Origin of the sequence: Bradyrhizobium brasilense (genome assembly GCF_029714345.1) — a bacterium.
GTDB lineage: Bacteria > Pseudomonadota > Alphaproteobacteria > Rhizobiales > Xanthobacteraceae > Bradyrhizobium > Bradyrhizobium australafricanum.
This window is the reverse complement of sequence record NZ_CP121669.1, coordinates 8,937,906-8,952,172: the sequence shown is the minus strand read 5'-3', so window position 1 is coordinate 8,952,172 and position 14,267 is coordinate 8,937,906. Positions and strand designations below refer to the sequence as shown.

Annotated in this window: 12 protein-coding genes; 8 read left to right on the top strand and 4 right to left on the bottom strand. The window is 65.0% G+C overall.

The genetic code is table 11. The annotated features are described in order from the left end of the window. Positions 1 to 19 precede the first annotated feature (19 nt). From QA635_RS41420 to QA635_RS41410, 3 genes are all read right to left on the bottom strand, one after another. Complete coding sequence (locus QA635_RS41420) at positions 20 to 532, bottom strand: DUF1697 domain-containing protein (protein ID WP_283065943.1); 513 nt, start codon at positions 530 to 532, stop codon at positions 20 to 22. 3 nt (positions 533 to 535) lie between these two features. Further along, positions 536 to 841, bottom strand: coding sequence for a hypothetical protein (locus QA635_RS41415; RefSeq protein WP_283065941.1), 306 nt, complete (start codon positions 839 to 841; stop codon positions 536 to 538). A gap of 150 nt (positions 842 to 991) precedes the next feature. Then, complete coding sequence (locus QA635_RS41410; protein ID WP_283065939.1) at positions 992 to 2,104, bottom strand: helix-turn-helix transcriptional regulator; 1,113 nt, start codon at positions 2,102 to 2,104, stop codon at positions 992 to 994. Positions 2,105 to 2,773: 669 nt separating this feature from the next. Here QA635_RS41410 and QA635_RS41405 point away from each other — a divergent pair. The 4 genes from QA635_RS41405 to greA all read left to right on the top strand — a co-directional run bounded on the left by QA635_RS41405 (position 2,774) and on the right by greA (position 9,161). Further along, on the top strand, positions 2,774 to 3,910 hold the full coding sequence (locus QA635_RS41405; RefSeq protein WP_283065936.1) for a hypothetical protein: 1,137 nt from the start codon (positions 2,774 to 2,776) through the stop codon (positions 3,908 to 3,910). A 371-nt stretch (positions 3,911 to 4,281) separates the two neighbouring features. Further along, positions 4,282 to 5,457 carry an efflux RND transporter periplasmic adaptor subunit gene (locus QA635_RS41400; protein WP_283065935.1) on the top strand — a complete coding sequence of 392 codons (1,176 nt, stop codon included), beginning with the start codon at positions 4,282 to 4,284 and terminating at the stop codon, positions 5,455 to 5,457. Continuing rightward, positions 5,454 to 8,600 carry an efflux RND transporter permease subunit gene (locus tag QA635_RS41395; protein WP_283065933.1) on the top strand — a complete coding sequence of 1,049 codons (3,147 nt, stop codon included), beginning with the start codon at positions 5,454 to 5,456 and terminating at the stop codon, positions 8,598 to 8,600. The genes QA635_RS41400 and QA635_RS41395 overlap by 4 nt, the downstream gene beginning before the upstream one ends. 78 nt (positions 8,601 to 8,678) lie before the next feature. Beyond that, positions 8,679 to 9,161: a transcription elongation factor GreA gene (greA, locus tag QA635_RS41390; protein WP_283065931.1), complete on the top strand. Its 483-nt coding sequence runs from the start codon at positions 8,679 to 8,681 to the stop codon at positions 9,159 to 9,161. Positions 9,162 to 9,374: 213 nt separating this feature from the next. On the opposite strand, the gene QA635_RS41385 is transcribed toward greA, so the two are convergent. Further along, a complete protein-coding gene (locus QA635_RS41385; protein WP_283065929.1) occupies positions 9,375 to 10,013 on the bottom strand; it encodes a GntR family transcriptional regulator in 639 nt (212 codons plus the stop codon). Positions 10,014 to 10,137: 124 nt separating this feature from the next. Here QA635_RS41385 and bioB point away from each other — a divergent pair, with 124 nt between their 5' ends. The 4 genes from bioB (at position 10,138) to QA635_RS41365 (ending at position 14,241) form a co-directional block, all read left to right on the top strand. Further along, positions 10,138 to 11,133: a biotin synthase BioB gene (gene bioB / locus QA635_RS41380; protein ID WP_283065927.1), complete on the top strand. Its 996-nt coding sequence runs from the start codon at positions 10,138 to 10,140 to the stop codon at positions 11,131 to 11,133. 65 nt (positions 11,134 to 11,198) lie between these two features. Next, entirely contained in the window at positions 11,199 to 12,353 is a 1,155-nt protein-coding gene (locus QA635_RS41375; protein ID WP_283065925.1) for an 8-amino-7-oxononanoate synthase, read from the top strand. Next, a complete protein-coding gene (bioD, locus tag QA635_RS41370; protein WP_283065923.1) occupies positions 12,350 to 12,982 on the top strand; it encodes a dethiobiotin synthase in 633 nt (210 codons plus the stop codon). Before QA635_RS41375 ends, bioD begins: the two co-directional genes overlap by 4 nt. Then, positions 12,979 to 14,241: an adenosylmethionine--8-amino-7-oxononanoate transaminase gene (locus QA635_RS41365; RefSeq protein WP_283065921.1), complete on the top strand. Its 1,263-nt coding sequence runs from the start codon at positions 12,979 to 12,981 to the stop codon at positions 14,239 to 14,241. The genes bioD and QA635_RS41365 overlap by 4 nt, the downstream gene beginning before the upstream one ends. Positions 14,242 to 14,267 lie beyond the last annotated feature (26 nt).

The window sequence follows — 14,267 nt, the reverse complement described above, 5'->3', positions numbered from 1 at the left end:
GATTCGCCGGACAGATTGCTTAGTCCCCCGCCGCGAGCTCGGCGAGCTTCGCGATGGTGTTGATGTTGCGCGCGGTGCCCTTGGCGGCGGCGGGGATCTTCAGCTTCGAGCGGCCCATGCCGCTGCCATAGGCGACATAGATCTCGCGCTTGCCGAGCCGCACCTCTTCGTCCTGCTGGCCCTTGATGTCCTTCAAGGCGTCCTTCGGCGGCGGCTCGTCGAGGAAGATCGCGACAGTATAGTTCGGCGACGCTTTCGGAAACGGATTGGCCCTCAGCACCGCGGCGATCTCGTCCGCGCTGCGGACGACGACGCTGACCGGCTTGCCGGCATAGGCCTGCAGCCGTCGCTCCAACGCGGCTTTGACCTTGGCCGGGCCGAGCTTCGAGGAGAACACGACATTGCCGCTGGCGATATAGGTCTGCGCGTCGGCAAATCCCTCGTCGACGCACATCGCCTTCAACTCGGTCATCGGCAGCTTGCCGGTGCCGCCGACGTTGACCGCGCGCAGCAGGGCGACGTAACGCGGCATCGACTAGCCGTCGGCTTTCTTCTTCGCAGGCTTCTTTGCCGGTGGTGGCTCTTCCATCGCTTTCTTCATAGCGCGCGCGTAGGCGTCGGCGGCGTTCTCGGCCGAATTCTGCAACCGCTTGGCGGTCGCGGTTGCGTTCATCATCGTGCTCTTGGCCAGGAAGCGGAAGCGCGCCTTGGTCTCCTTGTCCTTGGCCTTGGCCGCGCGCGTGACCCAGACGGCCTGGCGCTTCTTGGCAGCCGCCATCACGGCCTTGGTCTGCGCTTTTGCGGTTTGCCGGATGACGGCGTCGAGGTCGGCTTCGGCCATTCAGTTGCACTCATTGACTGGACATGCGCCGGGCGGGGCGCCCGGAGGGGAGCTACCCCTAGCGTAACCGGTACCGTTTGAACATGCGATCGTTTTGCGAATTCCCGGAGGATCGCCCCGACCCCTGTGCCGAGGCTTGCGCGGCGTGCGCTAGTCTCCTGACGACCCCGGTGGCACCTTCGCGCCGGCGAGCAGTCTGGCCAGCTCCACCTGCCGGCCCAGTCCGGTCTTGGCCAACACCGCCTTGAGCTGGTTGCGCACCGTTTCGCGGGATATGCCGAATGCGCCGGCGATTGCCTCGACGGTGCGTCCTTCGCCAATGCCGCGCGCAACGCGCGCCTCCGCCGGCGTCAGGTCGAACAGACCCTGCAGCACCTCCGCGGTCGGCACCTCGGCCGGCACCACTGGCGTCACGATCACGATCGCCGCCGCGCGGTCGAACAGGTCACGTGCCGCGCCGTGGATCGGGACCAGATGCACGATCAGCGGCGGCCGATCCTCCTGCGCCGCGATCGGCACCGAGCGCACCTCCACGCTGATCAGTCCCTGATCAAGCGCGGCCAACGCCTGTGCGAACAGCGCATCGGCAGTGGTCGCCGCCAGCGTCAGGCGCTCGCCGCGATCCTGCATCACGTCGGGCACCAGGCGGTCGAACAGCGTGTTGGCTGCCATCAGGCGGCCGCCGCGCCGCAGCACTGCCGCGGGCAGGCCGAGCATCGCCAGCGATTCGGTTGCCGCCCTGGCGCGTTCCATCCCGAGCCGCGCCGACAGCAGCGCCGCACGCGCCAGATGCGGCCGCAGCGCGTCGAGCTGCTCGATTGCTTCCCGCTCGATCGGCCCGTGCTGGTACTCGCGCTCGACGCTGTAAATCAGCACATCGCCGCTCGGCACCGGGATCGCAGTACCGGCGCCCCATCCGAGCCCGCGCGGGCGGAAGAATTCGCGGATCTGGAAGTCCTGCTGCACCTCCTCGGGCGTATCGAACACGTCGATGTCGCGCAGGAAGCCGGCATGGTTGGCCGCGAGCAGGCGCGGCAATCGCCCGTTGCGCTCGTGCCAGCCGCCCTCGACATAGGCCACCGTGTCGTCGTGCATGTCGGGCGACGCGACCCAGCGGACGTCGTGTGGGGCCGCCGTCAGCAGCACGATACCGCGCGCACGCGCGATCGCACCGACCTGATGCAGGACATTCGGCCACAATTCGGGGATGACCGCGGCCTCATAGGCCAGTTCAATCAGATGCTCGTGCAGGTCGTTCGCCATCGGTCATCCCAAAAACCGTTGTTGCCCAATAGATAAACCCGGCGACCCCGGAAATATTGCGTAAAGCAATTCAGCCCGAGCCACGAGTCCGGGTTATTCCGGTGCGCGTTCACGCGCATCAGGGGGAATTCCGACGTTTTCGCCGCCTCTTCTTCGCGATTTTCGCGCGGTGGCCGGGGTCTCGCTCGCTCGGCTGCGACCCGGCACGCGGCCGCCGGCGCCCGGACGACGAATTCCAAGGCCGATGCCAGGTCGGCGGGGGCAGGCTCAAGACTTGATAGAGACTCGATAGAGACTTGATGAAGACCCGATAATCAGGGCCCGACGATCATCGCCGCGTGTCGCAAAATCGAAGCTGCGTGACAGGTGGAAACATTCCGAAGCATCTCGAAACCTAATTGGCGTGACAGGCGCTGCGCCAGCCTCGTCGGCGTCACACATTTGCAACGCTGCACGCGATCGTTCGAGCATGAACATCCTTTAATTTGTATCCGCGCAATCCGTGGCGCCAGCTAGGGCATGATCTGGAAAAGTGCGAGGCGGTTTTCCGAAAAAGATCATGTCTAAGGGGCGGCCTAAAGCGCGATGACGATTCAAACCAGGTCTCATCGCGCTTTGCGCAGCCACCTCTGACATTCATGCGAGCCATCGTCGGCTCGGGGAGGGCCGATGATCAGCCGCAGGGCGCTTTCCGGATTGTTGATGACGCTGGTCGGCCCCTCGTCGCGGCCCGGCAACGAGGGGCTGGCGTTGGGCCATTGCCAGGGATCATGCGCGAATGTCGACTTGCCGACCCTTGGCTACGATCAGTTCTGCCGGTCGTTGTTCGATATCGCGGCAAGCGGCAGGCTGCATGCGGTCGCAACCGGTTCGGAGATTCGCGGAGAGATGCGATCTCTGTTCCGGGCGCGGCGGCTTTATCGGCCGTCGCAGGACGAGATCCGGGTGCTCTGGCGCGCGCCCGCGGATGGCTTCTCGGTCGTGAAGGTCGAGTTCGATCTGGAATGCGGTGTGCCGGTGCGCGGATGTCTTGGAATTCCCGACGGAGAATTCAAGGGGTTGATCCTGCTCGGCCACGGCATGGCGAGCACGCCGGAGCGCTGCTTCGACGATGCCGACAAGGACTACATGAACGCGCTCGGCAAACAGCTATGTCGGGACGGCTACGTCGTCTGGTGTCCTTACATCATCCAAATCGGAAATCAGGAGAGCCAGAACAACATCGCCGCGATGCTGGCATCGCACGGTGTCTCCGCCCACAACGTGTCATGCGCATCGCTCGACGCCGGCGAAATCGTTTGCAGGAAGCTCACCGGCGCGTCGGGTTTGAATGTCGGCGTCTACGGGGTGTCCTGGGGCGCCTTTCTCGCGCTGCATCTGGAAGCCGCGACGGGGCAGATGCGGCCGACTGTCGTGTCCGGATATATGCGCGACGAGAAGAAGTTCCTGATGTCATCCGTGATCACCAGGAATCTCGGTGTCGAACTTGCGGCTTACATTCATTTCAGCAACGGCCGCGCCAAGTACGCCGGCGCGGAGCTGGCGTACTTGCTCTGCCCGTGTCCGCTGTTCGTCGAGATCGGGAGCCGTGACGGTGCAAACGCGCTGGAGCTTGGGCGGGATGAAAAGTTTTCTCAAATGCAGTCGATCTACGCATCGTCAGGCCATCCGCATTTGATCGACATGGACATCTTCGACGGTGTGCACGAGGTCAGCGGCAAGTGCGCGCGGCCGTGGCTATCCGAACGTCTAGCGTCGCCAGCCTATCAAGACACCTCTCGCTTGAAGAACGCCATCGCGTTGTGAGCGCAGCCTGACCTCGAGGGTACCGAGGGTGCGCTCGTGTGGATCACATTGACGGGAGCTTTCGGCGCCGGCGGCATGCACTGAGCCGGTCCGCGCGGCAGCAATGGCTGTGTCATGGTGGCATTGCAGCGCTCTTGAAAGCTGGCTGTCGTCGGGATCGGCGCAACGATCGCGGCCGAGTTACAGCATTGTCGGATTGGCCGCGTTATGATCTGCTGCAACGCACCTGCCCATCCTGACCTTCGGGTCTGAGGGAACTCGACGTCATATCCGTCTCGTAGCGTCTGTTGGTAGCCGAAGGGTTGGACTGCATGAGTGGTACGGAACGCATGCTCGGTGGCTTGGCAGGGCTTCTCGTATCGGCGGGACTAATGGCGGCGGGAGTATCGGCGGCCCATGCCCAGGCGGGGCCGCCCGGGCCTCCTGCCGTGGGCGTGTTCGAGGCGGTGAAGCGGCCGATCACCGAAACCAATGAATTTCTCGGACGCATCGAGGCCCCCAACCGCGTCAACGTGGTGGCGCGTGTGACCGCGTTCCTGGACAAGCGGAACTTTGTCGAGGGCTCGGAGGTCAAGGCCGGTGATCTCCTGTATCAACTCGAGCGCGGCCCGTTCGAGGCCGATCTCGCGTCGAAGAAAGCACAAGTCGCCCAACTGCAGGCGACGCTGGTCAACGCCAAGCTGACCACCGATCGCGCCAAGGCCCTGATGGGCGGCCCGGCCGGCCAGCAATCCAATGTTGATGCGGCGGTCGCCAACCAGCAGAGCCTCGAGGCACAGGTGCAGGCCGCGCAGGCGCAGGTCGACCTGTCCCAGATCAATCTCGACTACACCATGATCCACTCGCCGATCGACGGCAGGATCGGACGCACGGCGGTCACCGAAGGCAACGTCGTGACGCCGAGCTCGGGAACCTTGACGACCATCGTCAGCCAGGACCCGATGTATGTTACTTTCCCCGTGCCGGTGCGCGAGGCGCTCGATCTGCGCGACCGTTATGCGACGCGCGGCGGCTTCAAGGCCGTCATCATCCGTTTGCGCCTGACGGACGGCCGGCTCTACGAGAAGACGGGTGAGCTGAACTTCGTCAACAACACGATCGCGCAGAATACCGACACCATCTCCCTGCGCGGCGTCATCCCCAACCCGTCAACGTACACGTCCGTCGCAGCCGGCGGCTCGGTCCGCGAGCTGACCGACAATGAGTTCGTGACCGTTCTCCTCGAAGGCGTGCAGCCGGTCGAGGTGCTCGCGATCCCGCGTTCGGCGGTGCTGTCGGACCAGCAAGGCGAATATGTCTATGTCGTCGGCGCGGACAACAAGGCCGAGCAAAGGCGGATCCAGCTTGGGCAATCGACCGCAACGATTGCGGCGGTGACGAGCGGCATCTCGCTCGGCGACAAGGTCGTCGTCGAGGGATTGCAGAAGGTCAAGCCGGGCGAGGTGGTGGCGCCGGGGCCCGTCAGCGCGCTGATCCAGTCGAGCATGAAGGTTTCGGCGGACAGCGGCGCGAGCAACGCGCCGAAATCGACGGGCAATAACCCATGATTTCTGCCGTCTTCGTTGATCGTCCGCGGCTTGCGATCGTCATCGCGTTCGTGATCACGATCGCGGGCGCGCTGGCGCTGATGCAGATTCCGGTCGCGCAGTTCCCGGACATCGTGCCGCCGCAGGTCACGGTCTCCGCCGTGTTCCCCGGCGCATCGGCCGAAGTGGTGGAATCGAGCGTCGCCCAGCCGCTGGAAGCGCAGGTCGTGGGCGTCGACAAGATGCTCTACATGAAGTCGACCAGTGGCAATGACGGCAGCTACACGCTGACGGTCTCGTTCGCGCTCGGCACCGATCCCGATATCAACACCGTCAACGTCAACAACCGCGTGCAGAGCGCGCTCGCGCAATTGCCGACCGAGGTGCAGGCGCAGGGCCTGACCGTGCAGAAGAAATCCTCGGCGGTGCTGCAATTCATCGTGCTGTACAGCAAGAGCGGCGATCAGGATCCGCTGTTCATCACCAACTACGCCATCATCAACGTGCTGGACGCGATCTCGCGCACGCCTGGTGTCGGACAGGCCTCGCTGTTCGCGAAGCTGAACTATTCGATGCGGATCTGGTTCGACACCCAGCGCCTGACCAGCCTCAATCTGGCGCCGTCGGACGTGATCGCCGCGATCCGGGCCCAAAGCGTGCAGGCGCCGGTCGGCCGCATCGGCGCGCGTCCGATCAGCAATGACCAGCAGTTCCAGTTCAACGTGCAGACGCAGGGCCGCCTGACGACATCCAAGCAGTTCGGCGACATCGTGCTGCGGGCCAATCCGGACGGATCGGTGCTGCGGATCAGGGACGTCGCAACCGTCGAGATCGGCGCGCAGAACTCGGATTCGGAGTCGCGGATCGACGGCAATCCCGGCGTGCCGATGGGCATCTATCTCGCGCCTGGCGCCAATGCGGTGACCACGGCCAAGGCGGTGCAGGCCACGCTTGCGCGGTTGTCGGAGCGGTTTCCGCCGGGGCTGACCTATCTCGTGCAATACGACTCCACCACCTTCGTGTCCGATACAATCAAGGAGGTGATGAAGACGCTCGGCGAAGCCTTCGTGCTCGTCGTGATCGTGGTGTTCCTGTTCCTCGGCAATCTGCGCGCCACGGTGATCCCGGCGGTCGCGGTTCCGGTCAGCCTGATCGGCGCCTTCGCGGTGCTGCTGGCGCTCGGCTATTCCGCCAATACGGTTTCGCTGCTGGCGATGGTGCTGGCGATCGGCATCGTGGTCGACGACGCCATCGTCGTGGTCGAGAACGTCGAGCGGGTCATGGAGGAGGAGCCGGAGCTGTCGCCGGCCGACGCCACCAAGAAGGCGATGGCGCAGATCACCGCGCCGATCATCGCGATCTCGCTGGTGCTGCTCTCGGTGTTCGTGCCGATCGCGTTCATCCCGGGCATTTCCGGCACGCTGTTCCGCCAGTTCGCGGTGACGATCAGCGCCGCGATGGTGATCTCGGCGCTGAATGCGCTGACCTTGTCGCCGGCACTATGCGCCGTGTTCCTGCGCCATGGCGGACCGCGCCGCGGCATCATGGGGCGGGTGCTCGGCAGCATCGACTGGGTGCGCGACCGCTACGCCGGCGTGGTGCAACGGCTGGTTCGTGTGGCGGTGCTGTCGCTGGTCGCGGTGCTGGTGTTTGCCGGCGCGGTGTTCGGCGTGTCGAAGATCACGCCGACCGGCTTCCTGCCCGAGGAGGACCAGGGCGCCTTCTTCATCGCGGTGCAATTGCCCGACGGCGCATCGGTGGCGCGCACCAGCGAGGTCACCAAGCAGGTCGAGGCGCTGTTGAAGAAGAACCCGGCGATCGACCATGTGCTGTCGATCATCGGCTTCTCGCTGCTCGACGGTGCCAGCGAGCCGAATTCGGCCTTCATGGTGGCGCGCATGAAGGCGTTCGCCGATCGCAAGGCCGTCACCGACTCGGTGCAGGCGGCGATCGGGCAGACCTTCGTCGGGGGATCGCAGATCCGCCAGGCCTCGGTGCTGCCGTTCAACCTGCCGCCGATCATCGGGCTTTCGACCTCCGGCGGCTTCGAATATCAGCTCGAGGCGCTGGAAGGGCAGGATCCGGCTTCGCTCAGCAGCGTGATGGGCGGGCTGATCGGCGCGGCGAACCGAAATCCAAATCTGGCCCGCGTGTTCTCGACCTTCACCGCGACCAACCCGTCGGTCTTTCTCGATATCGATCGCGCCAAGGCGCAGGCGCTCGGCCTCAACATGGCCGACGTCTTCACCGCGCTGCAGGCCACGCTCGGCGGCATCTACGTCAACAATTTCAACCTGTTCGGCCGCACCTGGCAGGTCAATGTGCAGGGCGACGCGGCCAACCGCCGCGACATCCCCGACATATGGCAGATCTATGTGCGCAACAGCGGCGGCGAGATGGTGCCGATCCGCTCGATCGCGTCCTTGCGGATCGTGACCGGCCCGCAGGTGATCACGCGCTACAACAATTATCGTTCGGTCACCGTGAACGGCAGCCCGGCGGCGGGCGTGTCCTCGGGCACCGCGATCGCGACGATGGCCGAGCTCTCCAAGACGACGCTGCCTTCCGGCTATTCCTATGAATGGACCGGCACCGCCTATCAGGAGCAGGCGGCCTCCGGCCAGACCGGCATCATCCTCGGCCTCGCGGTGCTGTTCGCCTATCTGTTCCTGGTCGCGCTGTATGAGAGCTGGACGATCCCGATTCCCGTGCTGCTATCGGTCACGGTCGGCGTGTTCGGTTCCTATCTTGCGATCAAGCTCGCGGGCCTCAACCTCGATCTCTACGGTCAGATCGGCCTCGTGGTGCTGATCGCGCTCGCCGCCAAGAACGGCATCCTGATCGTCGAGTTCGCCAAGGAGCAGCGCGAGGCCGGCAAGCCGATCGCGGAGGCCGCGACGATGGGCGCGCAAATGCGCTTCCGCGCCGTCATGATGACATCAATTGCCTTCATCCTCGGCCTGGTGCCGCTGGTGGTCGCGACCGGTGCCGCGGAAATCAGCCGCCGTGCGGTCGGCACCGCGGTGTTCGGTGGTATGCTCGCCGCAAGCTCGGTCGGCATCTTCCTGGTGCCAATGCTGTTCGTCACCTTCCAGGGCTGGCGCGAGGGTGTAAAGAACCGCTTCGGCAGACGGAGCAAGGCGGAACAGCCTGCCTCGCATTAGATCCTGCCTAATCCCTTCGCGCATTAGGGAGGCGCGTGGGGCGGGTCTATGCTGCTGGCTCATCGATGGAGTTCTGGATTGAGCGTTGCCTTCACCAAGGAAGAAAGTGCTGAGACCGCGTCTGAAACGCTATTGCCGGATCGTCCCATTTCGCCGCATCCCAACCTGGTGACCGAAGCAGGACGCAAGGCGCTGGAGCGTGAGTTCCAGGCGGCGCGCGAGGCCTTTGAGGCCGCGCAACAGCTGGACGACGTCAACGAACGGCGGCGGCAGTCGGCGGTTCCGTTGCGCGACGTGCGCTATCTCACGGAGCGGCTCCGCACCGCGCAGGTCGTGCCTGACCCTGCTTCCACCGAAACCGTTGCCTTCGGCAGCACGGTGACGTTTAGCCGCGCCGATGGGCGGGTGCACACCTATCGCATTGTCGGCGAGGACGAAGCCGATCCAAAGGCAGGCTCGATTTCCTTTGTCTCGCCGGTGGCGAGGTCGCTTATGGGCAAAGCCCTGGGCGACGTCGCGGGCTCGGGCGATCAGGAGCTGGAGATCGTCGCGATCGCTTAGAGAGCGATGGGATTAGATATCGGCCGCAAAGACGGCCTGCTCCCTCTCCCGCTTGCGGGGGAGGGCTGGGGTGGGGGCTCTCTCCGCGAGTCGTATCGTGGAGAGAGCCCCCACCCGCATCGCATTTTCAATGCGATGCGACCTCCCCCGCAAGCGGGAGAGGTGCAGCAAATCCTCCTCTGGACCGATTCCGCTGAAGCCAATCGCGCTTGATCACGCCGCCGGCAGGGCAAGCCGCTCGATGGTCTGAATATGCCGCGCCAGCAGGCTGCAGGCCTGTTCGATGTTGCGTGCGCGCAGCGCCTGCAGGATCACGCGATGATCCTGGCTCGGCCGCGGCCGCCAGCCGGCGTTGCGCGCCATCGCGAACACCAGTCGCGAATTCGCAAGCTGTAGGCCGTCGAGGCTGGCAAGCAGCCGCGGCATCGCGCACGGCGCCACCAGCGCATGATGAAAGGCGCGATTGGCCATCTCGAAATCCTGCACCGTCTCGGCATTGTCGCCTTCGATCATGGCGAGTTCGATCCGTGCCAGATGGGCCGATGTGAGCCGGGGGGCGGCGTTGCGCAACGCGACCACTTCGAGCGCGGCGCGCATCTCGGCGATCTCCTTCACCGATCTGGTGTCGAGCGGCGCGACCCGCACCCCGCGACGGGGCACCGCAACGACGAGGTGCTGCGCCTCCAATTGCCTGAAGGCCTCGCGCACCGGGACGTGGCTCGAGTGGAATTCGCGCGCGACATGGTCCTGTCGCAGCGGCGCGTCCGGCAGCAACTCGCCGCTGATGATGCGCTCGCCGATCGCCTCGGCGATGCGCCCCGCGGTGGTCGTGTTCTCACCTTCGTTCGCCATAGATTATCTATCGTAAAAACGGGTGCGCGTTCGTCCAGGCTCGGCTAGCATCGTTCTAAGTCCAACTATCATAGATAATATGTCAGATTATCTATGATCCATAGCAAACGAGAAGGCAAGCTCTATGGTTGATGTCGTGGAGATCGAACGGACCGACAGCCGCACCAGCGCAGCGCCCCGCAAGACCTGGGAGCGTGCCGAGGCTGAAGCACTCTATAACCTGCCGTTCGCGGACCTGATGTTTCAGGCGCAAGGCGTGCATCGCGCCAACTTCAATCCGAACCACGTCGAAACCGCGAGCCTGCTCAGCATCAAGACCGGCGGCTGCCCGGAAGACTGCGGCTACTGCTCGCAGAGCGCGCATTACGACACCGGCCTGAAAGCCACCCGCCTGATGCCTCGGGACGAAGTGGTCGCGGTCGCGCAGCGTGCCAAGGACGCCGGCGCAACCCGCTTCTGCATGGCCGCGGCCTGGCGCAGCCCGAAGGACCGCGATCTCGATCAGGTCTGCGACATGGTCAGCGCGGTGAAGGGCCTCGGCATGGAAACCTGCGTCACGCTCGGCATGCTGACGCCAAAGCAGGCCGAGCGTCTCTCCGACGCCGGGCTCGATTTCTACAACCACAACGTCGACACCTCGCCCGAGTTCTACGACAAGATCATCACTACCCGCACCCTGCAGGATCGCATCGATACGCTCGCGCATGTGCGCGACGCCGGCATCAAGGTCTGCTGCGGCGGCATTATCGGCATGGGTGAACAGGTCGATGATCGGCTCGGCATGCTGATGCTGCTTGCCAATCTCCCCAGCCATCCGGAGAGCGTGCCGATCAATCTGTGGAACGAGGTCAAGGGCGTGCCGGTCAACGACACCGCGGAACGGCCCGATCCGATCGCGCTGGTGCGTCTGGTCGCCGCCGCGCGGATCATGATGCCGAAGAGCGTGGTGCGGCTGTCGGCCGGACGGCAATACATGACCGACGAGCTGCAGGCGATGTGCTTCCTTGCCGGCGCGAATTCGATCTTCATCGGCGATGTGCTGCTGACCACCAGGAACCCGCAGCGCGATCGCGACGCCGATTTGCTGGACCGGCTCGGTATCAATTCCGCCCTCGCCTGAGCGCACCTCCGGCACGCGCGCGGCAGGATTCGCCGCGCGACCAACTACAAATCTGAGAGAGAAGCATGAGCGCAATCCATGCGACCAAGGTCGCCGATTACGCCGCGGCCTTGCACGCCCTGAGCAAGGACGATCGGCTGCGCGGTCTCAAGCCGCGCGCGGGCATCGATTTCGTCTCGAACGACTATCTGGCGCTCGCGAACGCGCCGCGCATCAAGAATGCGGTCTCGGCCGCGCTCGAGGCCGGCACACCGATCGGCGCCGGTGGGTCGCGGCTGCTGCGCGGTAATTGCGAGGAGCACGAACGGCTAGAGGCCGAAGCCGCCGCGTTCTTTGGAGCCGAGACGGCGTTGTTCTTCGGTGGCGGCTATGTCGCCAATTTCGCCGTGCTGACGACGCTACCGCAGCGCGGCGACCTCCTGGTGCTCGATTCTCTCGTGCACGCCAGCATCCATGAAGGCGCGCGCGCCGGACGGGCCGAATTCCGGATCAGCGCACACAATGATTCCGGGTCGGTCGAAGACACCATTCGCGGCTGGCGCGCGGAGGGCGGCACGGGCCGGGTCTGGATCGTGGTCGAAAGCGTCTACAGCATGGATGGCGACGTCGCACCGCTCGACGACCTCGTCGCCATCGCGGACCAGCACGACGCGTTCCTGATGGTGGACGAGGCGCACGGCACCGGCGTCTATGGCGAGCAGGGGCGCGGGCTGACGGCGTCCTATGAGGGGCGCGAGAACCTCGTGATCGTTCATACCTGCGGCAAGGCGCTGGGCGCCGCCGGCGCGCTGGTCACGGCTTCGACCGTGCTGCGCGACTTCATGGTCAATCGTTGCCGCCCGTTCATCTTCGCCACCGCGCCGTCGCCGCTTGTGGCCGTTGCCGTGCGCGAGGCGCTGCTGATCCTGCAGCAGGAGCCCGGGCATCAGCAGCGCCTGGCAAAACTGGTCGCGTTCACGCATCGCGAGCTCGACCTGCGCGGTTGGCGCAGCTCGTCGCGCTCGCAGATCGTGCCCTATATCGTCGGCGACAATGCGCGTGCGATGCAGCTGGCGTCTGCGCTGCAGGCGCGCGGCTTCGATATCAGAGGCATCAGGCCGCCGACCGTGCCGGCAGGCTCTGCCCGGTTGCGGATTGCGTTGACCCTTAATGTCGACGAGGACGACGTGCGCGCGCTGCTCGATGCGCTGGTCGAGGAGACGAAAGGCTGGTCGCGATGACGAGCCGCATCGTTGTCACCGGCACCGATACCGGGATCGGGAAGACGGTGTTCGCCGCGGGCCTCGCCGGTTTCCTCGGCGCGCGCTACTGGAAACCGGTTCAGGCCGGCCTCGAGGAGGAAACCGATGCGCAACTGGTCGCACGGCTTGGCGGGCTCCCGGCGGATCGCATCGTGCAGGAGCGTTACCGGCTTCGAACGCCGGCTTCGCCGCATCAGTCTGCCGCACTCGACGGCGTGCGCATCGACGCTGCCGCGCTCGGCGTGCCCGATGCCGGGGACCGTCCGCTGGTGATCGAGGGCGCCGGCGGGCTGATGGTGCCGCTCGACGGCAACACGCTCTATATCGATATCTTCGCGCGATGGCACCTTCCGGTCGTGCTGTGCGCCCGCACCGCGCTCGGCACCATCAATCACTCGCTGTTGTCGGTCGAGGCGCTGCGCACGCGCGGGATCGACATTCACGGGATCGCATTCATCGGCGAGAGCAATCCCGAGAGCGAGCGCGCGATCTGCGAGATCGGGCAGGTGCGCCGGCTAGGCCGGTTGCCCTGGCTTGCTCCGCTTGCGGCAGACACGCTGCAGGCAGCGTTCAAGGCGTCGTTCCGGCGGGAAGATTTCAATCCATGACATCCGCTCGGAAGTCGCCGATCTGGCACCCGTTCACCCAGCACGCGCTGCACGGCGAGATGACGAGGATCGTGCGTGGGGAGGGCGCCTATCTCTACACCGCTGATGATCGCCGCATCATCGATGCGATCGCATCCTGGTGGGTCGTGACCCACGGCCATTGCCATCCGCACATCGTGCGCGCGATCCAGGACCAGGCGGAGCAGCTCAACCAGATCATCTTCGCGGGCCATACCCACGATCCGGCCGAGCAGGTCGCCGCGCAGCTGTTGAAGCTGGCGCCCGACGGGCTCGATTACGTGTTCTTCTCCGACTCTGGCTCGACCAGCGTCGAGGTGGCGCTGAAGATGGCGCTCGGCTACTGGCACAATATCGGCGCGACGCGCACGCAGATCATCGTGATGGAAAATTCCTACCATGGCGACACGGTCGGGACGATGTCGGTCGGCGCGCGCGGCGTCTTCAACAGGGCTTACGAGCCGCTGCTGTTCGACGTCGCGTCGATCCCGTTTCCGGCGCCTGGCTATGAACAGACGACGCTCGACGCGCTCGAAGCCGCGTGCAGGAAGGAATCCGCGGCAGCGTTCATTGTCGAACCGCTGATCCTGGGCGCGGGCGGCATGCTGATGTATCCGCCCTGGGTGCTGAAGGAAATGAAGCGGATCTGCGAAGCCGCTGGCGTGTTGTTCATCGCCGACGAGGTCATGACCGGCTGGGGCCGCACCGGCACATTGTTCGCGTGCGAGCAGGCCGACATCGCGCCGGACATCGCTTGCTATTCGAAGGGCCTCACCGGCGGTTCGCTGCCGCTCGCGGTGACGCTGTGCCGGGCGGAGATCTACGACGCGCATTATTCCAGCGATCGTTCGCGCACCTTCTTCCACTCTAGCTCCTACACGGCGAATCCGATCGCCTGCGCCGCTGCAAAAGCAAACCTCGAGCTCTGGCAACACGGCGCGGGCGCGCGCACAGCCGCGGTGGCTGCGATGCAGGAGCGGCTGATCGCACCGTTCCGCGCCGACGCGCGCTTCGAGAACGTCCGCCGCACCGGGACCATCACCGCACTTGATCTGAAGGCAAGCGATGCGGGCTATCTCGCCGGCATCGGCCCAAAGCTTCAGGCCTTCTTCGAACGCCGCAACCTGCTGCTGCGGCCGCTCGGCAACACGATATACGTCATGCCGCCCTACTGCGTCACGGAGGCGGATCTCGAGGAGATCTACGACGGGATCAGGTGCGCGGCTGACGCGCTGGTTTGACGACGCGCTTCGTGTCCAAAAGTCAG

Bases quoted from the DNA above. Each gene is read 5' to 3' on its own strand.
- QA635_RS41420 (WP_283065943.1), bottom strand. From the start codon at position 532: ATGCCGCGTTACGTCGCCCTGCTGCGCGCGGTCAACGTCGGCGGCACC.
- QA635_RS41415 (WP_283065941.1), bottom strand. From the start codon at position 841: ATGGCCGAAGCCGACCTCGACGCCGTCATCCGGCAAACCGCAAAAGCG.
- QA635_RS41410 (WP_283065939.1), bottom strand. From the start codon at position 2,104: ATGGCGAACGACCTGCACGAGCATCTGATTGAACTGGCCTATGAGGCC.
- QA635_RS41405 (WP_283065936.1), top strand. From the start codon at position 2,774: ATGATCAGCCGCAGGGCGCTTTCCGGATTGTTGATGACGCTGGTCGGC.
- QA635_RS41400 (WP_283065935.1), top strand. From the start codon at position 4,282: ATGGCGGCGGGAGTATCGGCGGCCCATGCCCAGGCGGGGCCGCCCGGG.
- QA635_RS41395 (WP_283065933.1), top strand. From the start codon at position 5,454: ATGATTTCTGCCGTCTTCGTTGATCGTCCGCGGCTTGCGATCGTCATC.
- QA635_RS41385 (WP_283065929.1), bottom strand. From the start codon at position 10,013: ATGGCGAACGAAGGTGAGAACACGACCACCGCGGGGCGCATCGCCGAG.
- bioB (WP_283065927.1), top strand. From the start codon at position 10,138: ATGGTTGATGTCGTGGAGATCGAACGGACCGACAGCCGCACCAGCGCA.
- QA635_RS41375 (WP_283065925.1), top strand. From the start codon at position 11,199: ATGAGCGCAATCCATGCGACCAAGGTCGCCGATTACGCCGCGGCCTTG.
- bioD (WP_283065923.1), top strand. From the start codon at position 12,350: ATGACGAGCCGCATCGTTGTCACCGGCACCGATACCGGGATCGGGAAG.
- QA635_RS41365 (WP_283065921.1), top strand. From the start codon at position 12,979: ATGACATCCGCTCGGAAGTCGCCGATCTGGCACCCGTTCACCCAGCAC.